General features: G+C 65.5%; 27 protein-coding genes. 14 read left to right on the top strand and 13 right to left on the bottom strand.

Annotation, left to right across the window (positions count from 1 at the left end; all coding sequences use genetic code 11):
* Positions 1-65: 65 nt before the first annotated feature.
* A complete protein-coding gene (locus tag PGN27_RS16360; RefSeq protein WP_335327060.1) occupies positions 66-920 on the bottom strand; it encodes a LysR family transcriptional regulator ArgP in 855 nt (284 codons plus the stop codon).
* A 296-nt stretch (positions 921-1216) separates the two neighbouring features.
* On the opposite strand from PGN27_RS16360, the gene PGN27_RS16355 reads away from it, so the two are divergent.
* Genes PGN27_RS16355 through PGN27_RS16315 form a run of 9 tightly spaced genes read left to right on the top strand, consistent with a single transcriptional unit; the run spans position 1217 to position 9420 of the window.
* Positions 1217-1738 carry an MSMEG_0572/Sll0783 family nitrogen starvation response protein gene (locus PGN27_RS16355; RefSeq protein ID WP_335327059.1) on the top strand — a complete coding sequence of 174 codons (522 nt, stop codon included), beginning with the start codon at positions 1217-1219 and terminating at the stop codon, positions 1736-1738.
* 8 nt (positions 1739-1746) lie between these two features.
* Positions 1747-2646, top strand: a complete 900-nt coding sequence (locus tag PGN27_RS16350; protein WP_335328751.1) for a carbon-nitrogen hydrolase family protein — start codon at positions 1747-1749, stop codon at positions 2644-2646.
* The gene (locus PGN27_RS16345; RefSeq protein ID WP_335327058.1) at positions 2639-2935 is read left to right on the top strand and encodes an MSMEG_0570 family nitrogen starvation response protein; all 297 of its coding nucleotides are present in this window, start codon (positions 2639-2641) and stop codon (positions 2933-2935) included. The genes PGN27_RS16350 and PGN27_RS16345 overlap by 8 nt, the downstream gene beginning before the upstream one ends.
* Positions 2932-4203: an MSMEG_0569 family flavin-dependent oxidoreductase gene (locus PGN27_RS16340; protein WP_335327057.1), complete on the top strand. Its 1272-nt coding sequence runs from the start codon at positions 2932-2934 to the stop codon at positions 4201-4203. Before PGN27_RS16345 ends, PGN27_RS16340 begins: the two co-directional genes overlap by 4 nt.
* A 9-nt stretch (positions 4204-4212) precedes the next feature.
* On the top strand, positions 4213-5268 hold the full coding sequence (locus PGN27_RS16335) for an MSMEG_0568 family radical SAM protein (RefSeq protein ID WP_335327056.1): 1056 nt from the start codon (positions 4213-4215) through the stop codon (positions 5266-5268).
* Complete coding sequence (locus PGN27_RS16330) at positions 5268-6683, top strand: MSMEG_0567/sll0787 family protein (RefSeq protein ID WP_335328750.1); 1416 nt, start codon at positions 5268-5270, stop codon at positions 6681-6683. Before PGN27_RS16335 ends, PGN27_RS16330 begins: the two co-directional genes overlap by 1 nt.
* A 9-nt stretch (positions 6684-6692) precedes the next feature.
* Positions 6693-7529 carry a carbon-nitrogen hydrolase family protein gene (locus PGN27_RS16325; protein ID WP_335327055.1) on the top strand — a complete coding sequence of 279 codons (837 nt, stop codon included), beginning with the start codon at positions 6693-6695 and terminating at the stop codon, positions 7527-7529.
* 1 nt (position 7530) lies between these two features.
* On the top strand, positions 7531-8610 hold the full coding sequence (locus tag PGN27_RS16320) for an MSMEG_0565 family glycosyltransferase (protein ID WP_335327054.1): 1080 nt from the start codon (positions 7531-7533) through the stop codon (positions 8608-8610).
* Positions 8611-8619: 9 nt separating this feature from the next.
* Entirely contained in the window at positions 8620-9420 is an 801-nt protein-coding gene (locus PGN27_RS16315; protein ID WP_335327053.1) for a thioesterase family protein, read from the top strand.
* A gap of 6 nt (positions 9421-9426) precedes the next feature.
* Here PGN27_RS16315 and PGN27_RS16310 read toward each other — a convergent pair whose 3' ends face one another.
* From PGN27_RS16310 to PGN27_RS16280, 7 genes are all read right to left on the bottom strand, one after another.
* Positions 9427-9885: a PPOX class F420-dependent oxidoreductase gene (locus tag PGN27_RS16310; RefSeq protein WP_335327052.1), complete on the bottom strand. Its 459-nt coding sequence runs from the start codon at positions 9883-9885 to the stop codon at positions 9427-9429.
* A gap of 22 nt (positions 9886-9907) precedes the next feature.
* Entirely contained in the window at positions 9908-10927 is a 1020-nt protein-coding gene (locus PGN27_RS16305; RefSeq protein WP_335327051.1) for an ABC transporter permease, read from the bottom strand.
* Between the two features lie 4 nt (positions 10928-10931).
* Positions 10932-12512 carry a sugar ABC transporter ATP-binding protein gene (locus PGN27_RS16300; RefSeq protein ID WP_335327050.1) on the bottom strand — a complete coding sequence of 527 codons (1581 nt, stop codon included), beginning with the start codon at positions 12510-12512 and terminating at the stop codon, positions 10932-10934.
* A gap of 1 nt (position 12513) precedes the next feature.
* Positions 12514-13860 (bottom strand): sugar ABC transporter substrate-binding protein, encoded by a 1347-nt coding sequence (locus PGN27_RS16295; protein ID WP_335327049.1) that lies wholly within the window; start codon positions 13858-13860, stop codon positions 12514-12516.
* A gap of 149 nt (positions 13861-14009) precedes the next feature.
* Positions 14010-14867: a DUF559 domain-containing protein gene (locus PGN27_RS16290; RefSeq protein ID WP_335327048.1), complete on the bottom strand. Its 858-nt coding sequence runs from the start codon at positions 14865-14867 to the stop codon at positions 14010-14012.
* A gap of 57 nt (positions 14868-14924) precedes the next feature.
* A complete protein-coding gene (locus tag PGN27_RS16285) occupies positions 14925-15155 on the bottom strand; it encodes a hypothetical protein (protein WP_335327047.1) in 231 nt (76 codons plus the stop codon).
* Between the two features lie 42 nt (positions 15156-15197).
* On the bottom strand, positions 15198-16568 hold the full coding sequence (locus tag PGN27_RS16280) for an LLM class flavin-dependent oxidoreductase (protein WP_335328749.1): 1371 nt from the start codon (positions 16566-16568) through the stop codon (positions 15198-15200).
* Between the two features lie 100 nt (positions 16569-16668).
* Between PGN27_RS16280 and PGN27_RS16275 the strand changes: the two genes are divergently transcribed.
* Together PGN27_RS16275 and PGN27_RS16270 are read left to right on the top strand one after the other, a co-directional pair.
* Entirely contained in the window at positions 16669-17574 is a 906-nt protein-coding gene (locus tag PGN27_RS16275) for an alpha/beta hydrolase fold domain-containing protein (RefSeq protein WP_335327046.1), read from the top strand.
* Entirely contained in the window at positions 17571-18077 is a 507-nt protein-coding gene (locus tag PGN27_RS16270) for a hypothetical protein (protein ID WP_335327045.1), read from the top strand. The genes PGN27_RS16275 and PGN27_RS16270 overlap by 4 nt, the downstream gene beginning before the upstream one ends.
* 9 nt (positions 18078-18086) lie before the next feature.
* Here PGN27_RS16270 and PGN27_RS16265 read toward each other — a convergent pair whose 3' ends face one another.
* Entirely contained in the window at positions 18087-18914 is an 828-nt protein-coding gene (locus PGN27_RS16265) for a sulfurtransferase (RefSeq protein WP_335327044.1), read from the bottom strand.
* A gap of 75 nt (positions 18915-18989) precedes the next feature.
* On the opposite strand from PGN27_RS16265, the gene PGN27_RS16260 reads away from it, so the two are divergent.
* Positions 18990-19412 carry a nitroreductase family deazaflavin-dependent oxidoreductase gene (locus PGN27_RS16260; protein ID WP_030137356.1) on the top strand — a complete coding sequence of 141 codons (423 nt, stop codon included), beginning with the start codon at positions 18990-18992 and terminating at the stop codon, positions 19410-19412.
* Between the two features lie 170 nt (positions 19413-19582).
* Entirely contained in the window at positions 19583-20815 is a 1233-nt protein-coding gene (locus tag PGN27_RS16255; protein ID WP_335327043.1) for an alpha-hydroxy acid oxidase, read from the top strand.
* Here PGN27_RS16255 and PGN27_RS16250 read toward each other — a convergent pair.
* The 4 genes from PGN27_RS16250 to PGN27_RS16235 form a co-directional block, all read right to left on the bottom strand.
* Positions 20812-21879 (bottom strand): AAA family ATPase, encoded by a 1068-nt coding sequence (locus PGN27_RS16250; protein WP_335327042.1) that lies wholly within the window; start codon positions 21877-21879, stop codon positions 20812-20814. The genes PGN27_RS16255 and PGN27_RS16250 overlap by 4 nt on opposite strands.
* Positions 21880-21889: 10 nt before the next feature.
* Positions 21890-22927, bottom strand: coding sequence for an aliphatic amidase (locus PGN27_RS16245; protein ID WP_335327041.1), 1038 nt, complete (start codon positions 22925-22927; stop codon positions 21890-21892).
* 79 nt (positions 22928-23006) lie between these two features.
* Complete coding sequence (locus PGN27_RS16240) at positions 23007-23630, bottom strand: AmiS/UreI family transporter (protein ID WP_335327040.1); 624 nt, start codon at positions 23628-23630, stop codon at positions 23007-23009.
* Positions 23631-23726: 96 nt separating this feature from the next.
* Positions 23727-24803 (bottom strand): substrate-binding domain-containing protein, encoded by a 1077-nt coding sequence (locus PGN27_RS16235; protein WP_335327039.1) that lies wholly within the window; start codon positions 24801-24803, stop codon positions 23727-23729.
* Positions 24804-24908: 105 nt separating this feature from the next.
* On the opposite strand from PGN27_RS16235, the gene PGN27_RS16230 reads away from it, so the two are divergent.
* Positions 24909-25349 carry a MarR family winged helix-turn-helix transcriptional regulator gene (locus PGN27_RS16230; protein ID WP_335327038.1) on the top strand — a complete coding sequence of 147 codons (441 nt, stop codon included), beginning with the start codon at positions 24909-24911 and terminating at the stop codon, positions 25347-25349.
* The last annotated feature ends 40 nt before the right edge of the window (positions 25350-25389 follow it).

Below are 25389 nucleotides of genomic sequence, written 5' to 3'. Positions count from 1 at the left end.
GTGCGAGTCATCAGGTGACCTACGGACCCCGACGGGCCGTAGGTCACCTGCTTTTCAGCTGCGGTTCAGCGGAGAATGCCGGCCGCAGTCGATACGGCGCGACCGATCGAGTCGACCAGCGCGCTGTCAAGTTTCCAAGACTGCCAGAACAATGGCACGTCAAGATGTATCGGTGATAGGTGCACAAAGTCCGCGGTCACCAGTTGCTCGGGATACATGCCCCAGCCCAGGCCGGCGCGCACGGCCGCGCCGAACCCCTCTGCCGTCGGCACATAGTGCACGGGACGCTGCACGTCGCGTCGGAAGGCTTTCCGAATCAGCTTGTCCTGTAACGCGTCATCGCGGTTCCACGCCAGCGAGGGCATCTGTGCGGCAGCGGCGGCCGTGAATCCCTCCGGTAGATACCGCGCCACGTAATCCTCCGACGCGACGGGGACATAGCGCATGACACCCAGCGACTGGACCCGGCACCCTGGGACCGCGGCGCGTTCGGTGGTGACAGCGCCCATCACCGCACCCTCCCGAAGCAACCGGGCCGAGTGATCCTGGTCTTCGATGCGGACGTCGAACAGTACCTCGGGCAGCAGCCCGAATACCGCGGTGAACCAGGTGGCCATCGAGTCGGCGTTCACAGCGACCGCGATGCGGGTGCGTTCGGCGGAGCCCCCAGAGGTTTCGGCCAGTGCCTCCGATTCCAGCGTGGCGATCTGGGCGGCCAGTCGCAGGATCGGCACTCCGGCGGGTGTCGCCCGGCAGGGCTTCTCGCGGACCACCAAAACCTGCCCCACCCGTTGCTCAAGGGCTTTGACCCGTTGGCTCACCGCCGACGGGGTGATGTGTAGCCGCTCGGCGGCAGCATCGAAACTGCCCAGGTCGAGTACGGCGGCGAAGGCCGCCAACTGCTGGCCGTCCAGTTTCACCCGTCAAGGCTAAACGAAGGCGATACCACCGCGGCCTCGTTCAGATTGATAGCCCACTAATTCATGGTGTACTATCTATATTACAGGCCCGGCGGATTTCCGCTCGGGCCATTTAACGTTGCGGCACAACGTAATTCATGTTTCACGGACGTTTCCGCAGTGAGCCGATGGCAACGTATCCGTATTCCGGGCCTAACCACGCGGAAATGGTCGGCGCATCTAATGGAGCCAGCCGATCACCGGCCGCCGCCCGGCGACACCGCCGACGAACCGCGATACGAAACCCGGAGCACACTATGTCCTTTGACGAATCCATCACCGCGAACATCGCCACCTCGCTGGCCGAGATTCCGCATCCCGCCCTCCCGAAGGGCACCTCCATCTACGGCGGGACCAAGATCTTCCCGGACTACCAGGCCGAAGAAGGCGAAAGCTACTTCACCCTCGTCCATGGCATCGCCCACGAATCGTCGGTGTCCTTCGTGGCGGTCCTACAGGCCACCCGGGCCCTGCGCAAGGGGTTCGAGTCGGCGCTCTACTTCTACGGCCCCGGCGCCATCAACTGCCTTGCCACCCGGGGCTTTCCGAACACCGGTGATTCAGGATTCCCTGGCGAGCAGAACATCAATGACGCGCTGACGACCTTCATCAAGGAGGGCGGCACAGTCTTCTGCTGCCGCTTCGGGCTCGGCCTGCACGGTGGGCGCGAGGAAGATCTGATCGACGGCGTCATCCCGGCCCACCCACTCGACGTCCAGGACGCCCTGATCCACTATGCCCGCAAGGGCTCCATCATCAACTCCACCTACATGGTCTAGAGATGACGGTGACCACCCTGGCGGCCGTTTCGGCGAACTTCACCCGCGATCTCGAACAGAACTACGCGCTCATCTCCTCGCTCACCGACCAGGCCCGGGCGGCCGGCGTGGACCTCATGGTGCTGCCCGAGGCCGCGATCGGCGGATACCTGTCCTCCCTGGGAAACCACGGCGATACCGTGCGGACCACGAAACGGGATCTGCCACCTGCCATTAGGATCGATGGGCCGGAGATCGCCCGAGTCCAGCAGATCGTCGGCGATCTCACCATCGCCATCGGGTTCTGCGAACTGGCCGACGACGGTGAGACCCGATACAACACGGCCGCCGTTCTCGATGGCCACCAGGTGTACGGCACCTATCGCAAGGTCCATCAGCCCCTCGGTGAGGGGATGTCGTACTCCGCGGGGTCGAGTTACCGGGTGTTCGACAGCCCGGTCGGCCGGATAGGCCTACAGATCTGTTACGACAAGGCATTTCCCGAGGCGGCTCGGATGATGGCTTTGGACGGCGCGCAGATCATCGCGAGCCTGTCGGCCTGGCCGGCGGCACGTACCGCCACTGCCCAGAATCTGCAGGACGACCGTTGGACCTATCGGTTCAATCTCTTCGACACTGCCCGCGCGCTGGACAACCAGGTGTTCTGGGTGGCATCCAACCAGAGCGGCACTTTCGGATCGCTGCGCTACGTCGGCAACGCAAAAGTGGTCGATCCTGGCGGAAACATCCTTGCCACAACGCTTCTGGACAGTGGAATGGCCATCGCCGAGGTCGACCTGGAGAATGCCTTCCGCACCACCCGCGCCGGGATGTTCCACCTCCGCGACCGCAGGCCCGATGTCTATGGCCCGCTGATCGCCCCGACCTCGGAACACGAGGCGAACTGGCAGGCGCTCGCTCATGCCTGAGATGACATTCGACATTCGCTGGCCCGACGGCAACACCCAGCGCTACTACTCGCCGAGTTTGGTCGTGCACGATCACCTCTCGGCCGGCGGTAGTTACACCGTCGGCGAGCTGGTACAGCGCACCGGAGACGCCATGACCGAGGCCAGTGACCGCGTACGGGCGAAGTTCGGCTTCGCCTGCACCTCCGCGGCTGAGACCGCGTCCAGGATCAGCGGCGCCGCTGCAGGTTTCCCGCTCGACGCGCTGGTCGAGATCACCTCGATGAACCCCGGATCGGAGCAGCGATGACCAACACCCATATTCCTGTGGTCGTCGTCGGTGCCGGCCAGGCCGGATTGTCGGTCAGTTGGTACCTGGGCCGGGCCGGCATCGAGCACCTCGTCCTGGAAGCCGCGACACCCGTTCATGCCTGGTCGGACAGCCGGTGGGACAACTTCACCTTGGTGACACCCAATTGGCACTGTCGACTGCCCGGTTACTCCTACAGCGGTTCCGATCCGGACGGTTTCATGACTCGCGATCAGGTGGTCGAATGGCTGAACGGGTGGTTGGCGACCTTCACCCCGCCGCTGCGCACCCATACCCGGGTAACAAAGCTGACCCATCACATCAACGGCGGGTTCGAACTGACCGTCGAGGATGCCGCCGGTTCGCACATTCTCACCTGCGACCACGCCGTCATCGCCACCGGCGGTTACCCGTTGCCCGTCATACCGCCGTTCGCCGCAACATTGGACCCATCGATCCGCCAACTCCACTCCGAGCTCTACCGCAACCCCGATCAGCTACCCGACGGGGCGGTTCTGGTGGTCGGTACCGGTCAATCGGGCACCCAGATCGCCGAGGACCTGCACCTGGCGGGCCGAGCGGTGCATCTGGCCGTCGGTGGCGCACCGCGGGTGGCGCGGAACTATCGCGGCAGGGACTGCATGACCTGGCTGTCCGATATGGGTCTCTACGATCGGTCCGCCGCCCAGTACCCCGGCGGCAAGGCGGCGATCGAGAAGACCAACCACTACGTCACCGGACGCGACGGTGGCCGCGATGTCGACCTCCGCCAGTTCGCCCTCGAAGGCATGACGCTGTACGGCTCGCTGACCGACGGCAGGGACGGTGAGCTGCGGTTCGCCCCGAATCTGACCGCCGCGTTGGATCACGCCGATTCGGTCTACAACTCCATATGCGCCGATATCGACGCATATATCGAGCAGAAGGGGATCTCGGCACCTCCGGCGTCGCGCTACACCCCCGTATGGACACCCCGGGATGAGCCGACCGCGCTCGATCTCGTGGGCCGGAACGTCACAAGCATCGTGTGGGCCATCGGTTACCGACCGGATTACCGGTGGATCGAAGCCAGTGCGTTCGACGGTGCCGGCCGACCCATGCAGACCCGCGGCATCACCGGCGTGACAGGACTGAGCTTCATCGGACTGCCGTGGATGCACACCTGGGGGTCGGGACGGTTCCTCGGGATCGACCGCGACGCGCGCCATGTCGCCGAGTCGATCATTGCGCAGCAGAGCAGGTTTCACACGATCGCTTCGGCCAGCTGAGGGGTAGCAATGACCATATCGACCAGAGTCGACCTCGCCCTGATGGGATTCCGCGGGCAGCCACCGGTGAGCCGCACCTCGGGCGCAGGCCCGAGCGCCGATGGACACCTCGTCATCGACGGTCTCAATGCCGCGATCCCACGAAACGATGACAGTCCGTTCGTGTTCGACGGCACCAGGGTGCTTCGCGACGGTGTGGACACCGGGTTGGACATCGACGTGGTCGAGCGCCCACGCTTCTACGATCTACGAACCGCCGACGGTGTCCCGTACGAGAAGATCGCTCGGCTGCATGGCCGCAACGTGCTGGCCACCACGGTGGTGCAGACATGCATTCGCTACGACGCCGAACAGCGCTGCCGTTTCTGCACCATCGAAGAGTCCCTGCGCACGAACTCGACCACTGCGGTCAAACGACCGGCCGAGTTGGCCGAAGTGGCCGCGGCAGCGGTACGGCTGGACGGGGTGACACAAATGGTCATGACCACGGGTACATCCGCCGGAACCGACCGGGGGGCAAGACATCTGGCCCGATGCGTTCGAGCGGTCACGGCGGCGGTCCCGGAACTGCCCATCCAGGTGCAGTGCGAGCCTCCCGCCGATCTGTCCGTCATCGGTGACCTTCATGAAGCAGGGGCCGCCGCGATCGGTATCCACGTCGAATCACTCGATGACGACGTGCGCCGGCGGTGGATGCCCGGCAAGGCGACCGTACCGTTGGAGCAGTACCGCGACGCCTGGCGGGAAGCCGTCCGCGTATTCGGCCGCAACCAGGTGTCCACCTATCTACTCGTCGGCCTGGGCGAGGACCCCGACGACCTGGTGGCCGGCGCCGCCGAGTTGATCGACATGGGGGTCTATCCGTTCGTCGTGCCCTACCGCCCCCAGGCCGGGTCACTGGCGGTCGAGGTCGATCATGCGAGGGCGCCGGATTCCGCACTGGTGGAGAAGATATCTCGCGAGGTGGCTACCAAACTGACGATGGCGGGCATGGCCGGCGCCGAACAACGCGCCGGCTGCGCGGCCTGTGGTGCGTGCTCGGTGCTGCAAGGGCTCGGAGCGTGATGATCCCCTTCGACCACAGCACCTCGACGTCGCCGGCAGACCTGTCGATCCTGGCCGGGACACGGCCGCGCGCGCCGTTTCTCATCCGTCGAGGCGATGGAGCGGATATCCGCTCCTACCGCACCCTGCGCCGCATCGAGTTCGTCGGTGTCCAGCACTTGTTCGCAGGATCGGACTCCGACGACATGGACGACGACCCGCGCACCGTCGTGCTGGTTGCAGTCGCCGCCGACGGCGAAATCCTCGGCGGTGTGCGGTTGGCACCGGTCGGGTCCCACGACCTCGGATGGTGGACCGGTAGTCGCCTGGTGACCGCACCGAAGGCCCGTTCGGCGGGCATCGGACCGGCATTGATCCGAGCCGCCTGCGCCTACGCCGAATCGGTCGGAGTGTTGCGATTCGAAGCCTGTGTGCAGGCCCGGTACGAGGCCGTCTTCGCCGCCATGGGGTGGGAACGTCTGGGTGACGATCAGGTCGGCGACCGGCCACACACCCGGATGCGTTACCCCATCGACCCTTTCGGCGCACTCGCGGCCGCAACGAAGTCTTTTCTGGGTCGTTCGCTGGCCCCCCTACGCGCTGTGCCGGGCGGACTAGGAGCCGACGGGTACATCGGCGACGACGGTGCGCCGGTACCCGGCACGGACCTGGTCGCCGCATGCGATGCCATCATCCCGTCGATGGTCGAACGCGATCCGGAGTGGGCCGGTTGGTGCTCGGTGCTGGTCAACATCAACGATCTGACCGCTATGGGCGCCGTTCCCACCGGATTGCTCGACGCGGTGGCGGCTCCCACGCGGCAGACCGTGCAGCGTGTGATCGGTGGTATCGCGGCCGCATCGGTTGCATGGGATGTCCCGGTTCTCGGTGGGCACACCCAACTCGGTGTCCCCGCCGCCCTGTCCGTCACCGCACTCGGCCGGACGAGTGATGCGGTACCCGCCGGCGGCGGGCGCGTCGGCGACCGCGTGCGGCTGACCGCCGACCTGACCGGCGGCTGGCGGACCGGCTACACCGGTAAGCAGTGGGATTCGAGCAGCACCCGGTCCGGCGCGGACCTCACTGCGCTGTCGGCGATTGTTGCCGGTATGCGCCCCCGCGCCGCGAAGGACGTCAGCATGGCCGGAGTGGTCGGCACCCTGGGCATGCTCGCCGAGGCGAGCGGCACCGGCGCCGAGCTGGAGGTATCCGCCGTGCCCCGGCCGCAGACCGCCGACCTCGCGGCCTGGCTGACCTGCTTCCCGGGTTACGCCATGCTGACCGCCGGATATGCCCAGCCGGTGCCACTTCCCCACGGTGTCGCGGCCGCCGACTGCGGACGGTTGACCGCAACCGCAGGCGTGCGCCTACGCTGGCCCGACGGGGTCACCACGACCGCACTGTCGTCGCCGGTCACCGGACTCGGCCCGGCCTGAGGAGAGCGCATGGCACCGGTCACCCTCGGCGCGGTCGCCGCACACTTCGGGCGTGATCTCGATCGCGGCGTATCCAAGGTCGTGGGCATCATCGAGTCCGCCGCCCGCGACGGAGTGGACATGCTGGTCCTGCCGGACGCCTGCCTCGGCGGTTACATCGGTGACTTCTCTGCCCCCGACCCCGATGACCCGCCACCCGCTCTGGATCCCGACGGCCCCGAGATTGCAGCCGTGATCGCCGCGGCGGGTCCGATGACCGTATGCGTCGGTTATGCCGAGGAGGCTGCCGGCGGCAGCCGCTACAACGCAGCCGTCTGCGTTTCCGGTGACGGTGTCCTCGGTCGCTACCGCAAGGTGCACCAGCCTGCCGGTGAGTCGCTGACCTATCTGGCCGGTGATCGATTCGACAGCTTCGACACCCCCGTCGGCCGGGTCGGGATGCTCATCGACTACGACAAGACCTTTCCGGAGGCCGCCCGAACCCTGGCGCTCGACGGGGCGCAGATCATCGCCGCGTTGTCGGCATGGCCGGCGAGCATCACCGACCGTGCCTCCCGGCTGCCCGCGGACCGCCAGTCGCGCCTGTTCGACCTTTATGACTGCGCGCGCGCCGCCGAGAACCAAGTGGTGCTGGTGTCCTCGAACCAAACCGGGGTGATGGGGAATCTGCGGTTTCTCGGCCAGGCCAAGATCGTCGGTCCGGGCGGCGACATTCTGTGCACCACCAGGTCAAAGGGTGGGTTGGCCGCCGCGAATGTCGATGTCGAGACCGAGATTGCCAGGGCGAGAAAGGTATTGAATCACCTCGCGGAATTGCGCAGTGACATCTACCGGGTGCGGAGGTGACATGCGGATCGCCCTGCTCACCTACTCGACCAAACCGCGCGGCGGCGTGGTGCACACCCTCAATCTCGCCGAGGCGCTGGCACGAGCCGGCGCCGACGTCACGGTCTGGTCATTGGCGCGCGCCGGCGACCGAGGATTCTTCCGGCCCCTGGATCCGGCGGTCACGTTACGACTGGTCGAGTTCGTCGACCTCCCCGGCGATACCGTCACCGACCGCATCGTGCGATCGATCGACACCTTGCGACGTGAATTCACCCCCGGCAGCTATGAGATCGTGCACGCCCAGGACTGCATCAGCGCCAATGCCGTAGGGCACTGCATCCGCACCATCCACCATCTGGACGAGTTCACCACGCCGATCCTTGCCGAGTGCCATGAGAAGGCGATCACCGCGCCGTACGCACGGATCTGCGTGTCCTCCGCCGTTGCCGCCGAAGTGCGGAAGGGCTGGGGTCTGGATCCGACAGTGATTCCGAACGGCGTTGCAGCACAACGATTCATCGACGCCGAGCCCGGATTCGATCAGTTGCGCCCCTACCTACTGACCGTGGGTGGCATCGAACCTCGCAAGGGGACCCTCGACCTGCTGGAGGCCTATGCGCTGGTGCGCAGCCGGCATCCGGCACTGTCGCTGGTAATCGCGGGGGGCGAGACGTTGTTCGACTACCGCGACTATCGCCAATCCTTCGAATCACGAAGCGCCGCGCTGGGAATCGATCCGATCATCCTCGGGGCCATCGCCGATGACCAGCTGCCTGGCTTGGTGGCGGGTTGCGAGGTGTTCGCTTTTCCGTCCACCAAGGAGGGCTTCGGCTTGGCCGCACTGGAGGCACTGGCGGCCGGTCGGCCGGTCGTCACCCGCGATCTGCCGGTCCTTCGCGAGGTATTCGGCTCCACTGCTCGGTTTGCCTCCGATGTGCGCGGATTCGCGGCCGAGATCTCGGCGGCACTCGCCGATCCAGGCGACCCCGGTCCCGGTCGTGCGCTGGCCCTGTCGCTGAACTGGGACAGTGCGGCCCGAGCTCACTTGTCGTTCTACGAGAAGCAGCTTTCCGCATTACACCATCATCATATTTTGTAATATGCCGGGATGGCAGACACCGCTGCGAGACCGTTCACGACGCGCCATGGGGACGATTTGGTTCCCAATGCGGTCGCCCACGGCGGCTGGGGCCCCACCCTTGGCGGACAGGTCATCGGTGGCCTGCTGGCCCGGGCCATCGAGGAGCAGGTCGCCGACCCCGATCTGCATCCGGCCAGGCTGACGGTCGACATCCTGCGACGGGTGGCCACCGAACCGGTGCGTACGAACGCTTCGGTGCTGCGGACCGGTCGGCGGATGTGTTCGGTGGACGCCACCATGACCCAGGGCGGCGACGTGGTCGCCCGGGCCTCCGCACTGTTCCTGCGGCGCAGCGTTCAACCGCCCGGCCGGTTCTGGAGCGCACCGGTGAAACTACCGCCGATACCGGACGAACCCGATGCCATCGGCGAGAACATGCCGATGTTCATCCGGGCTTACGGATCCCCCGATGATGCCGACTTTCCGTGGCAGCACGACGGACCGCGCCAAGCCTGGGTGCGCGAGTTCCGGGAATTGGTGCAGGGCGAGTCGATGACGGCGTTCGTGCGTGCGGCCATGGCGGTCGACATCACCAGCTCGATGGCCAACTTCAGCACTGCCGGGCTGGCATTCATCAACGCCGACTACACGCTGACGCTGAGTCGGCTACCCGACGGCCCGTACATCGGCCTCGCCGTGCAGACCCACAGTACCGCGGACGGTATCGCCACCGGGTCGACGGCACTGTTCGATCATCTCGGACAGATCGGCATCGGATTGTCGACGGCGATCGCCAGTTCCGGGTTCGACCCGGCCGGCCGGAGGTGACCGCGGTCAGCTCGGCGGCGGGAATCCCCCGGTGGCAACCGGACCCCACCGTCGAGGCGTGATCCGCAAGAGGCATTTGCCCTGGTCCACCATCGCCTGCCGGTATTCGTCCCAGTCCGGATGCTCACCGGCGACGGCACGGAAGTAGTCGACCAACGGTTCGACGGCGTCCGGCAGGTCGATGCACTCGGCATCACCGTCGATCTGCACGTATGGCCCGTGGAACTCTTCGGACAACACGGTCACGCTGGCTCGCGGATCACGGCTTATATTGCGCGATTTGGCTCGTTGCGGATAGCTCGCGATCACGATCCGCCCCTGCTCGTCGACACCACCGGTGACCGGTGAGCTCTGCACCGAGCCGTCGGTACGGAACGTGGTCAGTACCATCTGGTGGCGGGGTCGGACGAAGGCGAGCAACTCGTCGCGGGTGACCGTGTCAGCGGTCGCATAGTTACGGGCCATGCCTCGATTCTAGTGCGCCGGACTACTTGACGATCAGTTTGCGCTGGGAGGCCATCGTGAAGACCGCGGCGACGATGATGACCAGACCCTTGATGATGGTCTGGGTGTAGTCGGCCGCTCCGATCTGGTTGAGCCCGTTGGACAGAACGGTGAGGATCAGCACACCGAGGACCGTGCGACCGACACCGCCGACGCCACCGGAGAGCGCGGTGCCGCCGATGACGATGGCGGCGATCGAATCCAGCAGGATCGTCGAACCGAGTGTCGGCCCCGCCGCCCCCAGCTGTGCGGTAAGCAGTAGCCCGGCCAACCCCGCGGTGATCCCGGAGAGCACCAGGATGAGCACCTTGACGCGCGCGGTGCGTACGCCCGCCAGCTCCACCACGCGTTCGTTTCCGCCGATCGCGTAGACGTAGAGTCCGAATCGCGTCCGGCGGGCCAGGAACCACACCACCGCAAGGGTCAGCAGCGCGATCAGCGCGGCGTTCTGGATGTTCGGGACGAACTGGCCGATCGCCAGGTTGCGGACCGCTTCGTTGGTGAAGTTGATCGTGCTGCCCTGTAACACCGTCAACCCGATACCGGCGAACAACGACAACGTGCCCAGGGTCGCGATGAAGGACGGCACCCGACCGTATGCGAATACGACGCCGTTGATCAGTCCGATCGCGGCACCGACGACGATCGCGATGAGCAGCACCACGATCGGGTTGCCGAATCCGCTGTTGATCAGTGAGGCGATGACGGCGCCGGTGAGGAGGGCGATCGAGCCGACGGACAAGTCGACGCTGCCTGCGACGATCACCAGGGTGGCACCGAGCGAGGCCAACAGCAGGATCCCGGCCTGCCCACTGATCAGGGTCAGGTTCGCCGCCGACAGGAACGCCTCGGCACGCAGCGAGAAGAACACCACCAACGCCAGCAGGGCCGCCAAGGGAAGCACGTCGCGCACGATGTTGAGCCGGCTCGGCGGTGAGCCGGCCGACTCGCGTTCCGTGGTGACATCGGGTGTGATTGCGGCGCGGGTCAATTCGGTGGTCATTTTCTCATCCAATGGTGGTAGGTACTTGGGTCGAGCCGGGGATCATCAACGCGACAAGATCGTGTTCAGTGGGTTTGTTGCCCGCCTGCGCGTCGACGACTGCCACCACGCGCCCCTCGGTCACCACGGCGATCCGGTTGGACAGGCCGATCAGTTCGGGTAGGTCGTCGCTGACCAGGACCACCGTGGTGCCGTTGGCAGCCACCTGTCGCAGCAGGTCATAGATCCCCTCACGGGCACCGGTGTCGACGCCCTGAGTCGGTTCGTCGAGAACCAGCACATCCGGTTTGCGCAGCAGCCACTTGGCGATCAGCACCTTCTGGGCATTTCCGCCGGAGAGTGAGGACACCGGTGCATCGATGCCCCGCGCAACGATGCCCAGCTCGCCGACATACTTCTCGGCAACCTTGCGCGCGCGCCCGACGGCCCACAATCCGATCCGCTTGGTCGCGAAATGATCGTGCAGCGAGGCCAATTGGATGTTGTCCACGATCGACGACGAGGTCACCAAGCCCTTCTCGGAACGATCCGGCGGGACATAGGCGATGCCGGCCCGGACATGATCGCCGATGCTCCCGGCCACCGTCTTGCCGCCGACCAAAATCCTTCCCGCCGTCGGCCGGACCACTCCGGCGATGATCTCACCCAGCACTCGCTTACCCGAGCCCTCGGTACCGGCCAGCCCGATGATCTCGCCGGCGGCGACCTGCAGGGTCGCATCACGCAGTACCCCGGCGCCCGCCACGCCCTCCACGACCAAGCGGGGTGGGGCGTCCTGGGCGATACCGCGCTGCAGGTTCTCCCGGTAGTAATTCTCGGTCCGCGACCGGCCGACCATCAACCGGTGCAGTTCGCTTTCGTCGACGCCCGCGGTGGGGCGGTCGGCCACCGATTCGCCGTCCTTGAAAACCGTTATCCGATCAGTCGACTCGACGATCTCTTGCAACCGGTGTGATACGAAGACCACGGCGGCGACACCGCGCAGACGCTTCAGCAGCAGCAGGAAGTTGTCCTCGTGCGCGGAATCGAGTGCGGTGGTCGGCTCGTCGAAGAGCACCACCGGCCGCGCCACCTCGAGCAGATCGGCCAGCGCGGTCACCCGTGCTATGTCCAGGCTCTGCTTCTGCCCCGGGGTCAGCGATCCCGTCGGGGCATCCACGTCCACCCCGTCGACATCGGCCTTGCTCAGCGCGTCATCGGCGGCCCTGCGCAACGCGCGGTGATCCAGCCCACCGAGCCGGGTCCGGAACAACTGCTCCCAGCCGAAGAAGACGTTCTGATACACCGGAAGTGAGTCAATCAGCGCCGGCTCCTGGAAGACCCGGAAGATGCCCAGGCGATTGGCGTCCTGATATGACTTCGGCGCGATATCGCGGCCATCGAGTTGCAGGGTGCCCGAGTCGAAGGGCAGCACCCCGGACACGATGTTGAGGATGGTGCTCTTACCCGCACCGTTCTCCCCGATCAGACCCACCACCTCGCCGTCGCCGACGGTCAGATCGACGCCCTTGAGGGCCCGATGCGCGCCGAAGGTCTTGACGATGTTGTGGGCCAGTAGGCGCGGCCCGCCGCTCACAGTGCTCACATCACACCTTCTTGTAAGGCGACGGACCCAGCACCGGCGTGCGGTAGTGGTCCTTGTACAGGGCGCGGATTCGCTCGAAGTCGCCGTTGCGCTTCGCATTCAGGTACGACTCGGGGTACTCGAACCCCTCGGGCTTCGGCAGCCCCGGCCAGATGGTCTCCAGATCCTCCACCGGGTAGCCATCGAACTGCAGGTCGAAATCAGTGGGATGTTCGGTGCGCGAAAGCAACCGGACGTCGAAGGACTCCGCGATCGGTCCGTCGACGTAACGGGCCTTGAATGCACCGACGTTCTCGGCGGTGATGATCTCGGCATGCCAGCCGTAGAAGCGCTCGGCCGCTTCGGGTTTCCACCCGTTGAGACGATCGTGGAACTGGGCCAGCGTGACGAACGAGGGGTAGGCAGGGACATTGCCGGTGGTGACCAGCTGGGTGCCCTGCACGATGCGGTCGATACCGGCGGTCGAACCGTTGGCCCCGACCACGAACACGTCCTTGCCCGGTACCTTGCCTGCCGCCTCGATACCTGCGACGACACCGGTGGCCGCGTCGTCGTTGACCGCCACGATGCCGACCGTGTCGGGATAACGGGCCAGCAATGATGCGGCCGCCCGTTGTGAGAGGTCGGCGTCGTACTTGGCGTGCAGTTCTCCGGCGAAGGTGATCTTGGGGTACTTCTTCAGCGTGTGGTGCACAGCGAGCCTGCGCTGCACCTCAAGACCGTCGATAGACGGGTAGTAGCCGCCCACCCGCACGACCGTGCCCTCCTCGTTGATCTGCTTGGCCAGCACATCCACGGCCTTGCTCACCGAGAGGTACTCGTCGGGCATCAGGAATGAGTTGTATTTGTCGCCGTAACGATCGCTGTGCCACGGCGTATACCAGGCCGGTGAGTTCCACGCAGCCTGGAAGAGCACGCCCCGATCATTGGCGTCGTGGGCTAATGTGGGCAACGAACCCGGGTCGTTGAGGCCGACGAAGATCGCCGTCGTCTTCTGGGTGAGCAGCTGGTTGAACTGGTTCGACTGCACCGCGGCGTCACTTTTGCCGTCGAGCACCACTGACTTGTAACCCAACTGCGTGGCGGCTTCCTGAAAAGCCTTACCCCACTGCACCTGGTAATCACCGGTAGACGACCAGTTGAGCAGCGCGATCTGACCGTCGGTGTACGCCACGGCGCCACCGCGGGCGGCATCGCGGCGCCCGACCGCGGTCAGCGCACCCGCCGACGCCAGTGCGGCGGTGCTGCCGGCCAGCAGCTTGACGAACTGCCGCCGGCCCAGGCCATAGGTGTCCAGCTTCTCCAGAACGGAGTCGATGGCGCGACGGTTGTCGCTCTCGGATGTCATCGCCCAGAAGGTAGTCAGCTCAGCGGATTTCGCCGAGCATCTCGCGCAGGATAAAAATAACCGTGACTGCAACCCAGGCTGAGTGAAACTCTTGCACCACGCGATTTGTGGAGTCTCAGCCGCGACCGTGGCGGCTAGGACTCCACAAATCACCGGGTGAGGGCACGTTGGACCTGGGCGATGACACGATCGGGGTATTCGGTGAGGTCCAACCAGGTGAATCGCAAGACCAGGTAGCCGGCAAGCATCAGCGCGTTCTGGCGTACCCGGTCGTTGTTGAAATCGTCGGCGTCGCTGTGGAATGCCCAGCCGTCGGTTTCGAGGATCAGCTTGCGGTCGACGAACACATAGTCGCCCTTGTAACCGGCCACCGGATAGTTGGCCTTCCACCCGGTGATGCCCGCCGAGCGAAGGAGCTTGCCCAGCAACCGCTCTGCAGCAGAGCGAGTTCCGTCCTCGGCGGCACGCAACAGTAGTCGCGCGGCCGGTGAACCGTGGCGCCCCTTGTTGTTGAGGTGGGCCCTCCACAGCGCCCGCAGGTCGACGTGGCGTTGCAGGGCCGCGTCCATCAGTGCGGCACCACCGCGACGTCGGACGGCCGCTTCGACAACCGTCAGCGGCAGAGCGGTGACCCGAAGGTGGTCGGCCTCGACGATCTCCCGTGGATCGAGATCGCGGCGACGCAGTCTGGTGCCGGGCTGGAAGCGCAGTCGGCACTCTCTCGGCACCGTGACCTCGACAACGTCCGGCGCGAACTGTGTGAGCCGCTGCCACCACGCTGCCGTCAGTCCGCTACCGACCGCCTGATCACCGTAGGCCCAGATCCCGGCCCGGATCCGGGCCCGGTCGGTGAACTCACGGTCATCGGCGAAGTACACCCCCTTCGCACACCGGCGCCACTGACCCGTGCGCACCCGGTAGTCGATGGCGTCCTGACCCAAGCCTGCTGATCGAGCATGGGCAAGGGTGACGACGCCGTCGTGGCGACGCAAGATGTCCGCGAGCATGCAGACTTGGACGCAGCGCCCGGCCGAACGGTTCCATCGTCTGCGATTTGTGGAGTCTCAGCCGTCACCGTGGCGGCTGAAACTCCACAAATCACACGTCAGAAGTTTGGTGCCGCCGGTGAGGTAGGCGCCGATCGCCTGGGCCTTGTACGACATCGGGTTGTGCGATGCCAGCGGGTGGATGTTGCGCCCGTGCCGATCCAGCAGGGGTGCCTGACGGAACACCGACGCGCCACCCACTTCGAAGATCTGCGAGGTCGCCTTCTGTGCCAGCGCGTCGATGACCACGGTGGCTCCGGCCGCGTACGCGACAGCGGCGATCTCACCGATTCATCGGGTCGCTTCCTGGTAGGTGCGGCGATATGCGGCGGCTCGATGGGTCTCGGGCAGCCGCGAGCCACGCCCGAAAAGCTTGTGCCGCAGCGGCCCCTGCGTGTACTCGGTCTTGTAGAGACCCCGGCGCTGCAGCTGCGGGATGACGTGGTCGATGACATCCGCGAACGAACCCGGAGTGATCACGTTGGTGATGTTGAAACCGTCGACATCGGTTTCCTCGATCCAGGACTGCAGGTCGTCGGCGACTTCGCTGCCCGAGCCAACGCTGAATCCGCCCTCCGCATCGATGGCGTGCGCGTCGACGAAGTCACGCAGCGTCCACTGCCCCTGCCCGAACATCTGCACCGAGGACTTCAGGAATTCGTTGTCGGTCACCGCAACCGGGTCGTCCAGGTCGAACCGGGACAGATCGCTGCCGAGCCAACCCGACCACAACGCCAGGGCCCCTTCGGGATCGATATAACGGCGGAAGTCGTCATGTCGGGCACGGGCAGCGGCCGGAGTCGCGCCCGTCACCACGACATGTCCGTTGACGATCTTGAGGTCATAGGGATCACGTCCGGCATCCGAGGCCCTGGTCCGGACATCGGCAACGGCCTCGCGCAGCGACTCCTTGGTGGCTGCGCCGATGAAGATCACCTCGGCGTTCTGCGCCCCGAAGGATCGGCCCCGGTCCGAGGCACCGGCTTGGTACAGCACCGGCGTCCGCTGAGTCGACGGCTCGCACAGATGAATGCCCGGTACCCGGAAATGCTTGCCATCATGGTCGATGGCATGGACTTTGGCCGGGTCGGCGTAGTGGGGGCGCGACGGGTCGGTGCCGACGGCATCGTCCTCCCAAGAGCCCTCCCAGAGCTTGTAGAGCACATCGGTGTACTCGTCGGCGATGTCGTAGCGGTCGGCGTGCGGGGTGATGGTGTCGAGGCCATGGTTGCGCGCGGCGCTCTCCAGATACCCGGTGACGATGTTCCAGCCGACGCGGCCCTTGGTGAGATGGTCGAGCGTCGACATCCGGCGGGCAAACGAGTAGGGGTGCTCGAAAGATGTTGCCGCCGTGATACCGAACCCGAGGTTCCGTGTCGCGGCCGACATCGCCGATACCAGCAACAGCGGATCATTGACCGGCACTTGCGTTCCGGCACGCAGGGCCGCGTCCGGGCCACCACCGTAGACGTCGTAGACCCCGAGCACATCGGCGATGAACAGTCCGTCGAACAACCCGCGCTCCAGCAGCACCGCAAGGTCGGTCCAGTACTCCAGATCCTTGTACCTGGCCGCCTGCGATTCTGGGTGCCGCCACGTGCCCGCCACGATATGAGCGACACAGTTCATGTCGAAGGCGTTGAGGATGATCTGCTTGCCCACCTCGCCACCATGGAGCACGGTGCGCACCGGGTCCAGCTATCGGATCGACGCGATCCGGAGTCCGTGACGTGCCGTCACAAAACCCGCTACCGTGACAGTCATGGCGAGCCCCCGCATCACGCCGCTGGAGTACGCCCTGGCCTACCTGGCGCAACAGACCGCACCGTTGGTCTTCCGCCCGCCCGGCATTCCCACGCCTGCCCAATCGGTGGGCCCGCCCGACGTCGTCGCGGTGCCGACCCGGCACGGGCCGGTCCGCTGTTTCGTCTACCGGCCGCATCCGTCCGCACCCCTGGCCGGACCAGGCGCTCCGCCGCTGCACATCGACATCCACGGCGGCGGTTTCGTGCTGCGCAACACCGCCGAGGACGCACACATCTGTCGTTTCCTGGCTTCCGATGTGGGCTGCACGGTGTTGGCCATCGACTACCACACGGCCCCACAAGTGCTCTTCCCAGTGGCGGAGCAGGAATGCATCGACGTACTGCAGTGGGCTGTCGACCGCGCCGACCAGCAGGGCTGGGACGGGGACCGGGTCAGTGTCGGCGGCGCAAGTGCCGGCGGGAAGCTGAGCATGAACCTGGCCCAGTACGCCTATGAGGTGGGTATCGCCTTGCGAGCCGCGGTGCTGTCCTACGCGGTGGCCGATTGCACCCGCACCGGCCGCACGTCACCCAAGGCCAACCCGATCATCTCCCCGACACTCCAGAAGTTCTCCGCCAGAATGTATTTCGTCGATCCCGCGAGTCACGCCGACCCGGTCGCCTCACCGTACTACGACGACGACCTGCCGGCGAAGATGCCACCGACACTCATCCAAACGGGGGACTTAGACACCTTGGGCCCGGAGATGATCGAGGTGGCCGACCGGTTGCGTAGCGGCGGCGTCGATGTCGTCCATACCGGCTATCCGACCGACCACGCGTTCAACACCCAGGGCGACCGGTCGATCATGGACGCGTCGATACGGGAGATCGCTGCGTTCCTGTTGGAGCGCCTGTCATGAGTACGGCCGAGCCTCCCGTCGAGCACGTCGTCGCCGCACTGCGAGAACGGCTGTACGGCGCGATCTCATGTCTGGCGACCTTGGCAGCGTTGGCCCGCTACACCGGCGCGGACACCAACGCCTGGTATCGGGTGCTCGACGTCGCGGTGGCCGCGGGCGGATTGTGGGCCGCGGCGTTGCTCGCCGAGTTCGTCGCCCGGCTCAGCGTCGAGGGAGCCGCACCCCGGGGCAGGGCGGCCTGGGCAATGTTGGCGGCCTCCGGTCAGATCATGCAAGCCGCGGCCGCACCGGCGGTGATCCTGGCCCTTGCGGGCTTCGGAGTGATGGATACCGCTACGGCCGTCTGGATCGCGATGTGGTTCCTGGTCGCCGAGATGGCCCTGATCGCCTACCTCGCCGTGCGCCGGGCCGGACTGCTCTGGTGGCAGCAGCTACTGGCGGTGCTGCTGCTGACCGCGGCGGGCGCGGCCGTGGTCGCGGTCAAGATGATCGCGCACCACTAGCCACTCGTATCACCCGGTCTCGGCGGGTCGACCGTCGGCTGACCACTGCGACCACGAACCGGGGAAGAGGGCAGCCTCCACCCCGGCGGCGGCCAGCGCCGCCACCAGCACCGCGGCGGTGACGCCCGACCCGCAGTACACGCCGACCTGCTCGCTGCCACCGAACGTCCAGCCCAGCGCGGAGAGCTCGTCCTCGGAGAGCACGGTGCCAGTCGCGGTGAGGACAGCGGTGCTGGGCAAGTTGCGTGCACCGGGAATGTGGCCGGCCACTGCATCGACCGGCTCGACCTCGCCGCGGAAACGCTCCGGCGACCGGGCGTCGAGCAGATTCGGATGGACGGCGGCTTCATCGACGGTCATGGTCGGCATGGCGCCGTCGTACAGATCCTGGTGAATGATTACGACGTCGCCGGGTTCGGGCTCGACGGTGCCGGTCTCCAAGGCGTGCCCCGCGGCAGTCCACGCGCCCAGCCCACCGTCGAGAATCCGCACATTCTCGATACCGGCGGCGCGCAGGACCCACCAGGCCCGGGCCGATCCGGCCCGGTTCCAGTCGTCGTACACCACGACCGGCACCCCGCGGCGTACGCCCCAGCGCCGGGCGGCGTCCTGCAGCTGCGCTCCCGATGGCAGCGGATGGCGACCGCGCCCAACCACTGAGTGATCGCTGAGCTCGTCATCGAGGGACACATACACCGCTGTGGGGATGTGCCCGCGCCGATGGTCCGCCCGCCCGTCGGGCTGCATCAGCTGCCAGCGGACGTCCAGCACGGTCACCGGCTCCCCGGCGGCAAGCAGGTCTGCCAGTTCAGCCACGGTGATGAAGGCATCGGTCATACATTCAGCGTCCCAGATGGTGAGCCGGTCGTCGAAACCGGAAACAATACGGCGCGATGTGGTGTTCTAGAGCCCATGGCCGAGAATCCCGAATTGAGCCCCACCGACTGGGTTCGCGAACAGACCGAACGCATCCTCGAGCAGGGCACCACCGAAGGGGTCGAGGTACTCGACCGACCGGTCGTGCTGTTCACCACCACCGGCGCGAAGTCCGGCAAGAAGCGGTACGTGCCGCTGATGCGCGTCGAGGAGAACGGTAAGTACGCCATGATCGCCTCCAAGGGAGGTGACCCGGCGCATCCCGCCTGGTATCACAATGTGAAGGCCCATCCGCAGGTCACCGCACAAGACGGTGACAAGGTGGTCGAGCTGACCGCGCGGGAGGTCGAAGGGGACGAGCGGGCGCATTGGTGGGACCTGGCCGTGCAGGCGTATCCGCCCTATGCCGAGTACCAGACCAAGACCGACCGTCAGATTCCGGTGTTCGTGCTGGAGTAACGCAGCCGCGTCCGACATGGTGGCGCCCTCCACCGAAATCGGTTTTCCTGCACCGTGTATTCGCCGTGCGGGGACACGACGATGCACTCGGCCGGGGCCCGTTGCGGTAGGTTGTGTTGGCGCAGGCTATGCCAGAGCGTGCCGGCCGCGCTGGGTAGAAAGGTCGACACATGCAACGCCGCGTCCCGAGGATCGCCGACCTGGCTCCGTTGATGCAGTTCAAGAAGCCGGAGTTCAATGCGCGCACGCGTCGCCTGGCTGGCGCGTTGACCATCGAGGATCTACGCGCCATCGCCAAACGCCGAACCCCGAAGGCCGCCTTCGATTACACCGACGGCTCCGCCGAGGCCGAGCTGTCATTGGCCCGTGCCCGACAGGCTTTCCAGGACATCGAATTTCACCCGGCAATCCTGCGCGATGTGTCCAAGGTCGACACCAGCTGCACCATTCTGGGCGGTCGCTCCGAGCTGCCGTTCGGAATTGCGCCAACCGGATTCACCCGGATGATGCAGACCGAGGGCGAATACGCCGGAGCCCGGGCCGCGGCCCGCGCAGGCATCCCGTTCTCCCTGTCCACCATGGGCACGGCGTCCATCGAAGACGTCAAGGCCGCTAATCCCCACGGGCGCAATTGGTTCCAGCTGTACATGTGGAAAAACCGGGACCGTTCCATGGCGCTGGTCGAGCGGGCCGCCGCAGCCGGTTACGACACGCTGCTGGTCACCGTCGACGTGCCGGTCGCCGGAGCGCGGTTGCGTGACAAGCGCAACGGAATGTCCATCCCACCGGCACTGACAGCCAAGACGGTGCTGAACGCGATCCCTCGACCACAATGGTGGATCGACTTCCTCACCACCGAACCATTGGCTTTTGCCACGCTGGACCGGTGGTCGGGCACGGTGGCCGAACTGTTGGACACCATGTTCGATCCCACCGTCACGTTCGACGACCTGGCGTGGATCAAGTCGCAATGGCCGGGCAAACTCGTCGTCAAGGGAATCCAGACCGTCGCCGACGCGCGGGCGGTGACCGATCTCGGAGTGGATGGAATCGTGCTGTCCAATCACGGCGGACGTCAACTCGATCGAGCACCGATCCCCTTCCACCTCCTGCCCGAGGTGGCCACCGCCGTCGGGGCGGATACCGAGATCATCCTGGACACCGGCATCATGTCGGGCGCGGATATCGTCGCCGCGATCGCGCTCGGCGCCCGGTTCACGCTGATCGGGCGGGCGTACCTGTACGGCCTGATGGCCGGTGGCGAGGCCGGTGTCGATCGGACGATCGAGATCCTGTCCGAGCAGATCAGCCGGACCATGCGACTGCTCGGCGTGACCGCTCTCGACGAGCTGACCCCCGAGCATGTCACCCAGTTCCGGCGGCTGATACCGCGCGAAGGTTAGGCCGGAGGCGCCACCGCCGCCACCGCGACGCGACCGTCGACCACCGACGCCGTCAGTGACACCGGTTCCCGGCCCGCCGGGCGGGCGACAAGGAGAGCTTCGGCCACCGGAGCGACCAGCTGTTCGCGGATGGTCCTGCGCAACCCGCGCGCACCGTAGATCGGATCGAACCCACTGGCACGCAACATATCCAGTACCGAGTCGTCCACAGCCAGGTGTACGGATTCCGTCGCCAGCCGCCTGCATACCAGGTCGACCTCACGCATCGTCACCTGTCGCGCCGTCGACGTTTGGAAGGGGTCGAGTACGACGGTTTCGTCGATGCGGTTGAAGAACTCCGGATCGAAGAAGTCCTCGACAGCGGAAACGACCAGTCTCCGCGAGTACTGCTCGCTCGCCACGGGTTTTTTGCGCGGCCATCGTCGGCGACGTCGACGCACGTCGTCGGCAACGTCCTTGGACCCGAGATTCGATGTGATGAAGATGTAGCTGTTACGGAAGGAGATGGTCTCCCGCCCGTTGGCAAGCCGCAGCTGACCGCTGTCGAGCACATGAAGGAGTGCGCGGATCACCGTGGGATCGGCCTTCTCGATCTCGTCGAGCAGCACGATGCCCGGTGTGAACGGATCACCTTCGATCTTGCTCCGGTCGAACAGGGTGAACGATTCCTTACTGCCGGCGTAGCCGGGAGGGGCACCGGAAAAAGACGCGGCGTAGTGCTCTTGGGCCAGTGCCGCCATATCGATGCGGCACAGGTCGTCGGGTCCCGAACGCAATTCGGCCGCCACCTGACGGACCAGCTCGGTCTTGCCGACCCCGGTCGGGCCGACCAGCAGTACGCTGGCCAGCGGCCGACCGGGATCGGTGATTCCCGCTCGGGCGATCGCCACCGCACGAGCGACGGCGTCGATCGCATCGGGTTGACCGAGGATCCTGCCACCGAGTCGCTCACGAAACAGCCTCTGGTCGAATGCCACCGACGAATCCGGCAACGATGCTGCGTCACCGGTGTGGTCATCGTGGGCGGCGTTCTGCTCGTGGTACATGTCCGTGAGGAACGGCACGTGAAAGCTCCTAGGCCTCGGATGTCTGTTCGACGGGCAGCGTGCCGACCCTGCATTCCGCCACGCCGACGGTGTCACGGGTGATCGACTCGACAACTTCCTGCGCCTTTTGCGCGTCGGTGACCCACAGCTTGTAGAACTCGAACGGGCAATCGGCGACACCCTTGTCACCGTCACCGGCGGCGTGCACGCCCGAATAGCCGCGGTGCAGCAGTTTGAACAGATGGTTCTGCGACTGATCGTTCTGCCGCGCATCGCGGATGGCGGAGAGGGAAAGCTGGGCGTACTGGATCCCGTACTCCTCCTCGCCGGTCTCGCCCAGCGTGCGGCCGTCGAATCCGATCACCGCCGAGTGCCCGAAATATGAGTACACGCCGTCGAATCCGGCGGCGTTGGCGACCGCCACATAGCAGTTGTTCGCCCAGGCCATCGCCTTGGCCATCATCACCTGCTGATCCTTGGCCGGGTACATGTACCCCTGGCAACGCACGATCAGCTCGGCACCCTTCATCGCACAATCGCGCCAGATCTCGGGGTAGTTGCCATCATCGCAGATGATCAGCGAGATCTTCATACCCTTCGGCCCCTGGGTCACATACGTGGTGTCACCCGGGTACCAGCCCTCGATCGGACACCACGGGAGGATCTTTCGGTACTTCTGCACGATCTCGCCGGTGTCATCGATCAGGACCAGAGTGTTGTACGGCGGCTTGTTCGGGTGGTCCTCGTGGCGCTCGCCGGTGATGGAGAAGACGCCCCAGGTCTTGGCTTTCCGGCAGGCGGCCGCGAAGATGTCGGTTTCGTCGCCAGGAACGGTGGCAGCGGTGGCGTACATCTCGTCAGGGTCGTACATGATGCCCTGCGTCGAATACTCGGGGAAGACAACGAGATCCATGCCGGGTAGCCCGGACTTCATACCGATGATCATGTCGGCGATCTTGCGTGCGTTGTCCAGCACCTGCTCCTTGGTGTGCAGTCTGGGCATCTTGTAGTTCACGACCGCGACACCGACGGTATCGGGACTGGACGAGATGTCACCGTGACGCATGCTATTTCTCCTTCTGGTTGGTGAAACTGGTTTGCGGACAACTAACTTGATGAGAGAACTGATTGCGCCGAGGTGCGCGTCAGCGGTACGCCGCGCCCGCGGCTACGGAAACCCGACGCGGTCCGGCGCTGAGCAATCTGGCCACCAGCAGCAATGCCGACAGTCCGATCGCCCAGCCGAGAGCGATCGCCCCCGAGGTCTGGTAGGTGCCGGTAAGCGCAAGGAAGGCCGGTACGGCGCAGGTGGGCAGACTGAGCAGGGTGACCGCCCAACCGGTGAAGCGCGTCAACTCCTCGCGGCGCAGACCAAGTACCAGGAAGAACAGGAACCACAGGACGGCCCAGGAAAGCCAGATCACGCCGAAGGCGGGGTCTCCGGACACCGTGAACGACAACACCGAGTAGACCACGGCCGCACCGGAAACGAACAGCGAGAACCAGCCCAGCCCTTCGGGTTCGAGTCCGGCAAGGTTGACCACACCCACGTAGAGATAGGTGAACCCGAATAGGTACAGACCGGATGCGGCGAGCACGGCAGCGGGGTCACCGGCGTGCTGGATGAGCATGACGGTCGGGACGACACATTGCAGCGCTCCGACGAACAGGTTCAACACCGCCGCGGAACGGGCTGGTACGCGGCCGAGCAGCATCAGACCGTTGACGAAAAGCACTGCGCCGACATAGAGCAATCCGACATTGTTCACCCGACACCTCGCCATTGATTTCATCTGGATTATCTCCAAATGAAAGTATGTGAGCCGGGCCACAGTGTCAAGGGCGCATGGCGGTCCGCGATCGATTCAGTGTCGCGACAGCGTGGTGAGCACCTCGAAGTCGAACCCGTCAGCCATCGCCAGGTGCACGGGCTGCAATGTTCCATCGTGCCGGAATTGCACGGTGCCCCTTGGGCTCTCATACGAGATCTCATCCGCGGTGGATATATCGCTCAGCCGGCCGACCCGATGGATGAGTCGGGCCAGCAGCTGCGGTCCCTCATAGCACGACTCGGCGATTCCGCTCAGCGGAGGCGCCGCGGCACCGTGCAGTTCGAGATAGCGGCCCAGCAGTTCCATCGGTCCGGCGCCGACGATCGAGCGGAAGTAGGACGCCGCCGAGAAGAGTCGACGGGTGCCGTCGTCCCCACTGGCCAGCAACATGCTCTCGTCCATCAGCGGGCTGAACCGCAAGAACGCCGCGTCGGCGCCCAGTTCGGCGCATGTGCGGTTGAATTCGATGGCGTCGTGGCCGACCAGCAACATCAGGACGGCATCACAATCGGATGCCACCGCCGCGCGGACCACCTCTGTCATATCGGCACTGCCGAGATCGACGAACCGACCGCCGACGATGTCCAGATCGAGCTCGCGTGCGTAACGGCGCACCGAATCCATCGACGATCTCGGCCAAACATAGTCATCGCCGACGATGAACCATCGGCGCGCACCGAGATTGTCGCGCAGCCATCGCAACGCCGGAGCGATCTGCGCGTCCGGAGTCTCCCCGCAGCAGTAGATATCGCGCCGCCGCTCGCCACCTTCGTACAGCGCCGGGTACGCATAGGGCACCCGCCCGGCGACCACCGGCGCCAGCGCGTTACGCACCGAGGAGATGTGCCACCCGCTGACCGCGTCGATGCGACCGGATCTGATGAGCGCATCGATCCGATCCGCGACCACATCGGGGGGCGCTCCCCCATCGACAACTTCGACCTGCACTTCCCGGCCGAGGACACCGCCCGCAGCATTGAGGTCCTGGGCGACGAGGTGGCTGACGGCCTCGCACGCGGGTCCGAAGATCCCACCCGGCCCTTGGAGCGGAACGACCATGGCTATCCGCCAGCGCTCGGGGTCACCACCTGCCGAGGGCGGACCCGTCATCTTCTCGTCCTCACCTGTGTTTACCGACGGACAACTGCTATCGTTTCCAACTGGAAGTATCGCGCGCCTCACACGCGATCGGCAAGGTTTGAGGGGATATTCGTCATGTCGAGCGCGTCGGTGGCAGCGGGTGCAGGTGGTTCTATTGCCCTCGTCGTACTGCGCGCAGCACGACGACTCGGCGCCGACCTGGAAGCAGAACTGCAGGGCGCCGATCTCGGATTGGACCATTGGCTGGTCATCGATGCCCTGGCATCCGGTGACGGCCTGACGATGGCCGAACTGCAGTCCGCCACACTGATCGCAGGACCGACCCAGACCCGGGTGGTCGACAAGCTGGTGTCCCGCTCGCTGGTGTACCGCGAGGTCGATGAGTTCGACCGCCGCAAGGTGCGGGTCTATCTCAGTGCGCGCGGCACCGCAATGCACGATGAACTTCGTCCCGGCATCGCAGCTGTCGAACGCAGCTGGGTGGATGTCGACGGCCCGACGGTCCGGGTCGGTATCGCTGGAAGGCAGCGGGCCAAGAGTCGGCCCAACCACTAGCGCTGCACCACAACATCTTCCGGACATCAGTGGCGCGCAC

The sequence above is a fragment of the Mycolicibacterium neoaurum genome, assembly GCF_036946495.1.
Taxonomy (GTDB): domain Bacteria; phylum Actinomycetota; class Actinomycetes; order Mycobacteriales; family Mycobacteriaceae; genus Mycobacterium; species Mycobacterium neoaurum_B.
The sequence above is the reverse complement of the archived record's forward strand: the minus strand, read 5'-3'. Positions and strand labels throughout refer to the sequence as shown.

What these genes read in the sequence shown, in the direction of transcription:
- PGN27_RS16355 (WP_335327059.1), top strand. Translation starts at nt 1,217, where the DNA reads ATGTCCTTTGACGAATCCATCACCGCGAACATCGCCACCTCGCTGGCC.
- PGN27_RS16345 (WP_335327058.1), top strand. Translation starts at nt 2,639, where the DNA reads ATGCCTGAGATGACATTCGACATTCGCTGGCCCGACGGCAACACCCAG.
- PGN27_RS16340 (WP_335327057.1), top strand. Translation starts at nt 2,932, where the DNA reads ATGACCAACACCCATATTCCTGTGGTCGTCGTCGGTGCCGGCCAGGCC.
- PGN27_RS16335 (WP_335327056.1), top strand. Translation starts at nt 4,213, where the DNA reads ATGACCATATCGACCAGAGTCGACCTCGCCCTGATGGGATTCCGCGGG.
- PGN27_RS16330 (WP_335328750.1), top strand. Translation starts at nt 5,268, where the DNA reads ATGATCCCCTTCGACCACAGCACCTCGACGTCGCCGGCAGACCTGTCG.
- PGN27_RS16325 (WP_335327055.1), top strand. Translation starts at nt 6,693, where the DNA reads ATGGCACCGGTCACCCTCGGCGCGGTCGCCGCACACTTCGGGCGTGAT.
- PGN27_RS16320 (WP_335327054.1), top strand. Translation starts at nt 7,531, where the DNA reads ATGCGGATCGCCCTGCTCACCTACTCGACCAAACCGCGCGGCGGCGTG.
- PGN27_RS16315 (WP_335327053.1), top strand. Translation starts at nt 8,620, where the DNA reads ATGGCAGACACCGCTGCGAGACCGTTCACGACGCGCCATGGGGACGAT.
- PGN27_RS16310 (WP_335327052.1), bottom strand. Translation starts at nt 9,885, where the DNA reads ATGGCCCGTAACTATGCGACCGCTGACACGGTCACCCGCGACGAGTTG.
- PGN27_RS16305 (WP_335327051.1), bottom strand. Translation starts at nt 10,927, where the DNA reads ATGACCACCGAATTGACCCGCGCCGCAATCACACCCGATGTCACCACG.
- PGN27_RS16295 (WP_335327049.1), bottom strand. Translation starts at nt 13,860, where the DNA reads ATGACATCCGAGAGCGACAACCGTCGCGCCATCGACTCCGTTCTGGAG.
- PGN27_RS16290 (WP_335327048.1), bottom strand. Translation starts at nt 14,867, where the DNA reads ATGCTCGCGGACATCTTGCGTCGCCACGACGGCGTCGTCACCCTTGCC.
- PGN27_RS16275 (WP_335327046.1), top strand. Translation starts at nt 16,669, where the DNA reads ATGGCGAGCCCCCGCATCACGCCGCTGGAGTACGCCCTGGCCTACCTG.
- PGN27_RS16270 (WP_335327045.1), top strand. Translation starts at nt 17,571, where the DNA reads ATGAGTACGGCCGAGCCTCCCGTCGAGCACGTCGTCGCCGCACTGCGA.
- PGN27_RS16265 (WP_335327044.1), bottom strand. Translation starts at nt 18,914, where the DNA reads ATGACCGATGCCTTCATCACCGTGGCTGAACTGGCAGACCTGCTTGCC.
- PGN27_RS16260 (WP_030137356.1), top strand. Translation starts at nt 18,990, where the DNA reads ATGGCCGAGAATCCCGAATTGAGCCCCACCGACTGGGTTCGCGAACAG.
- PGN27_RS16255 (WP_335327043.1), top strand. Translation starts at nt 19,583, where the DNA reads ATGCAACGCCGCGTCCCGAGGATCGCCGACCTGGCTCCGTTGATGCAG.
- PGN27_RS16245 (WP_335327041.1), bottom strand. Translation starts at nt 22,927, where the DNA reads ATGCGTCACGGTGACATCTCGTCCAGTCCCGATACCGTCGGTGTCGCG.
- PGN27_RS16235 (WP_335327039.1), bottom strand. Translation starts at nt 24,803, where the DNA reads ATGACGGGTCCGCCCTCGGCAGGTGGTGACCCCGAGCGCTGGCGGATA.
- PGN27_RS16230 (WP_335327038.1), top strand. Translation starts at nt 24,909, where the DNA reads ATGTCGAGCGCGTCGGTGGCAGCGGGTGCAGGTGGTTCTATTGCCCTC.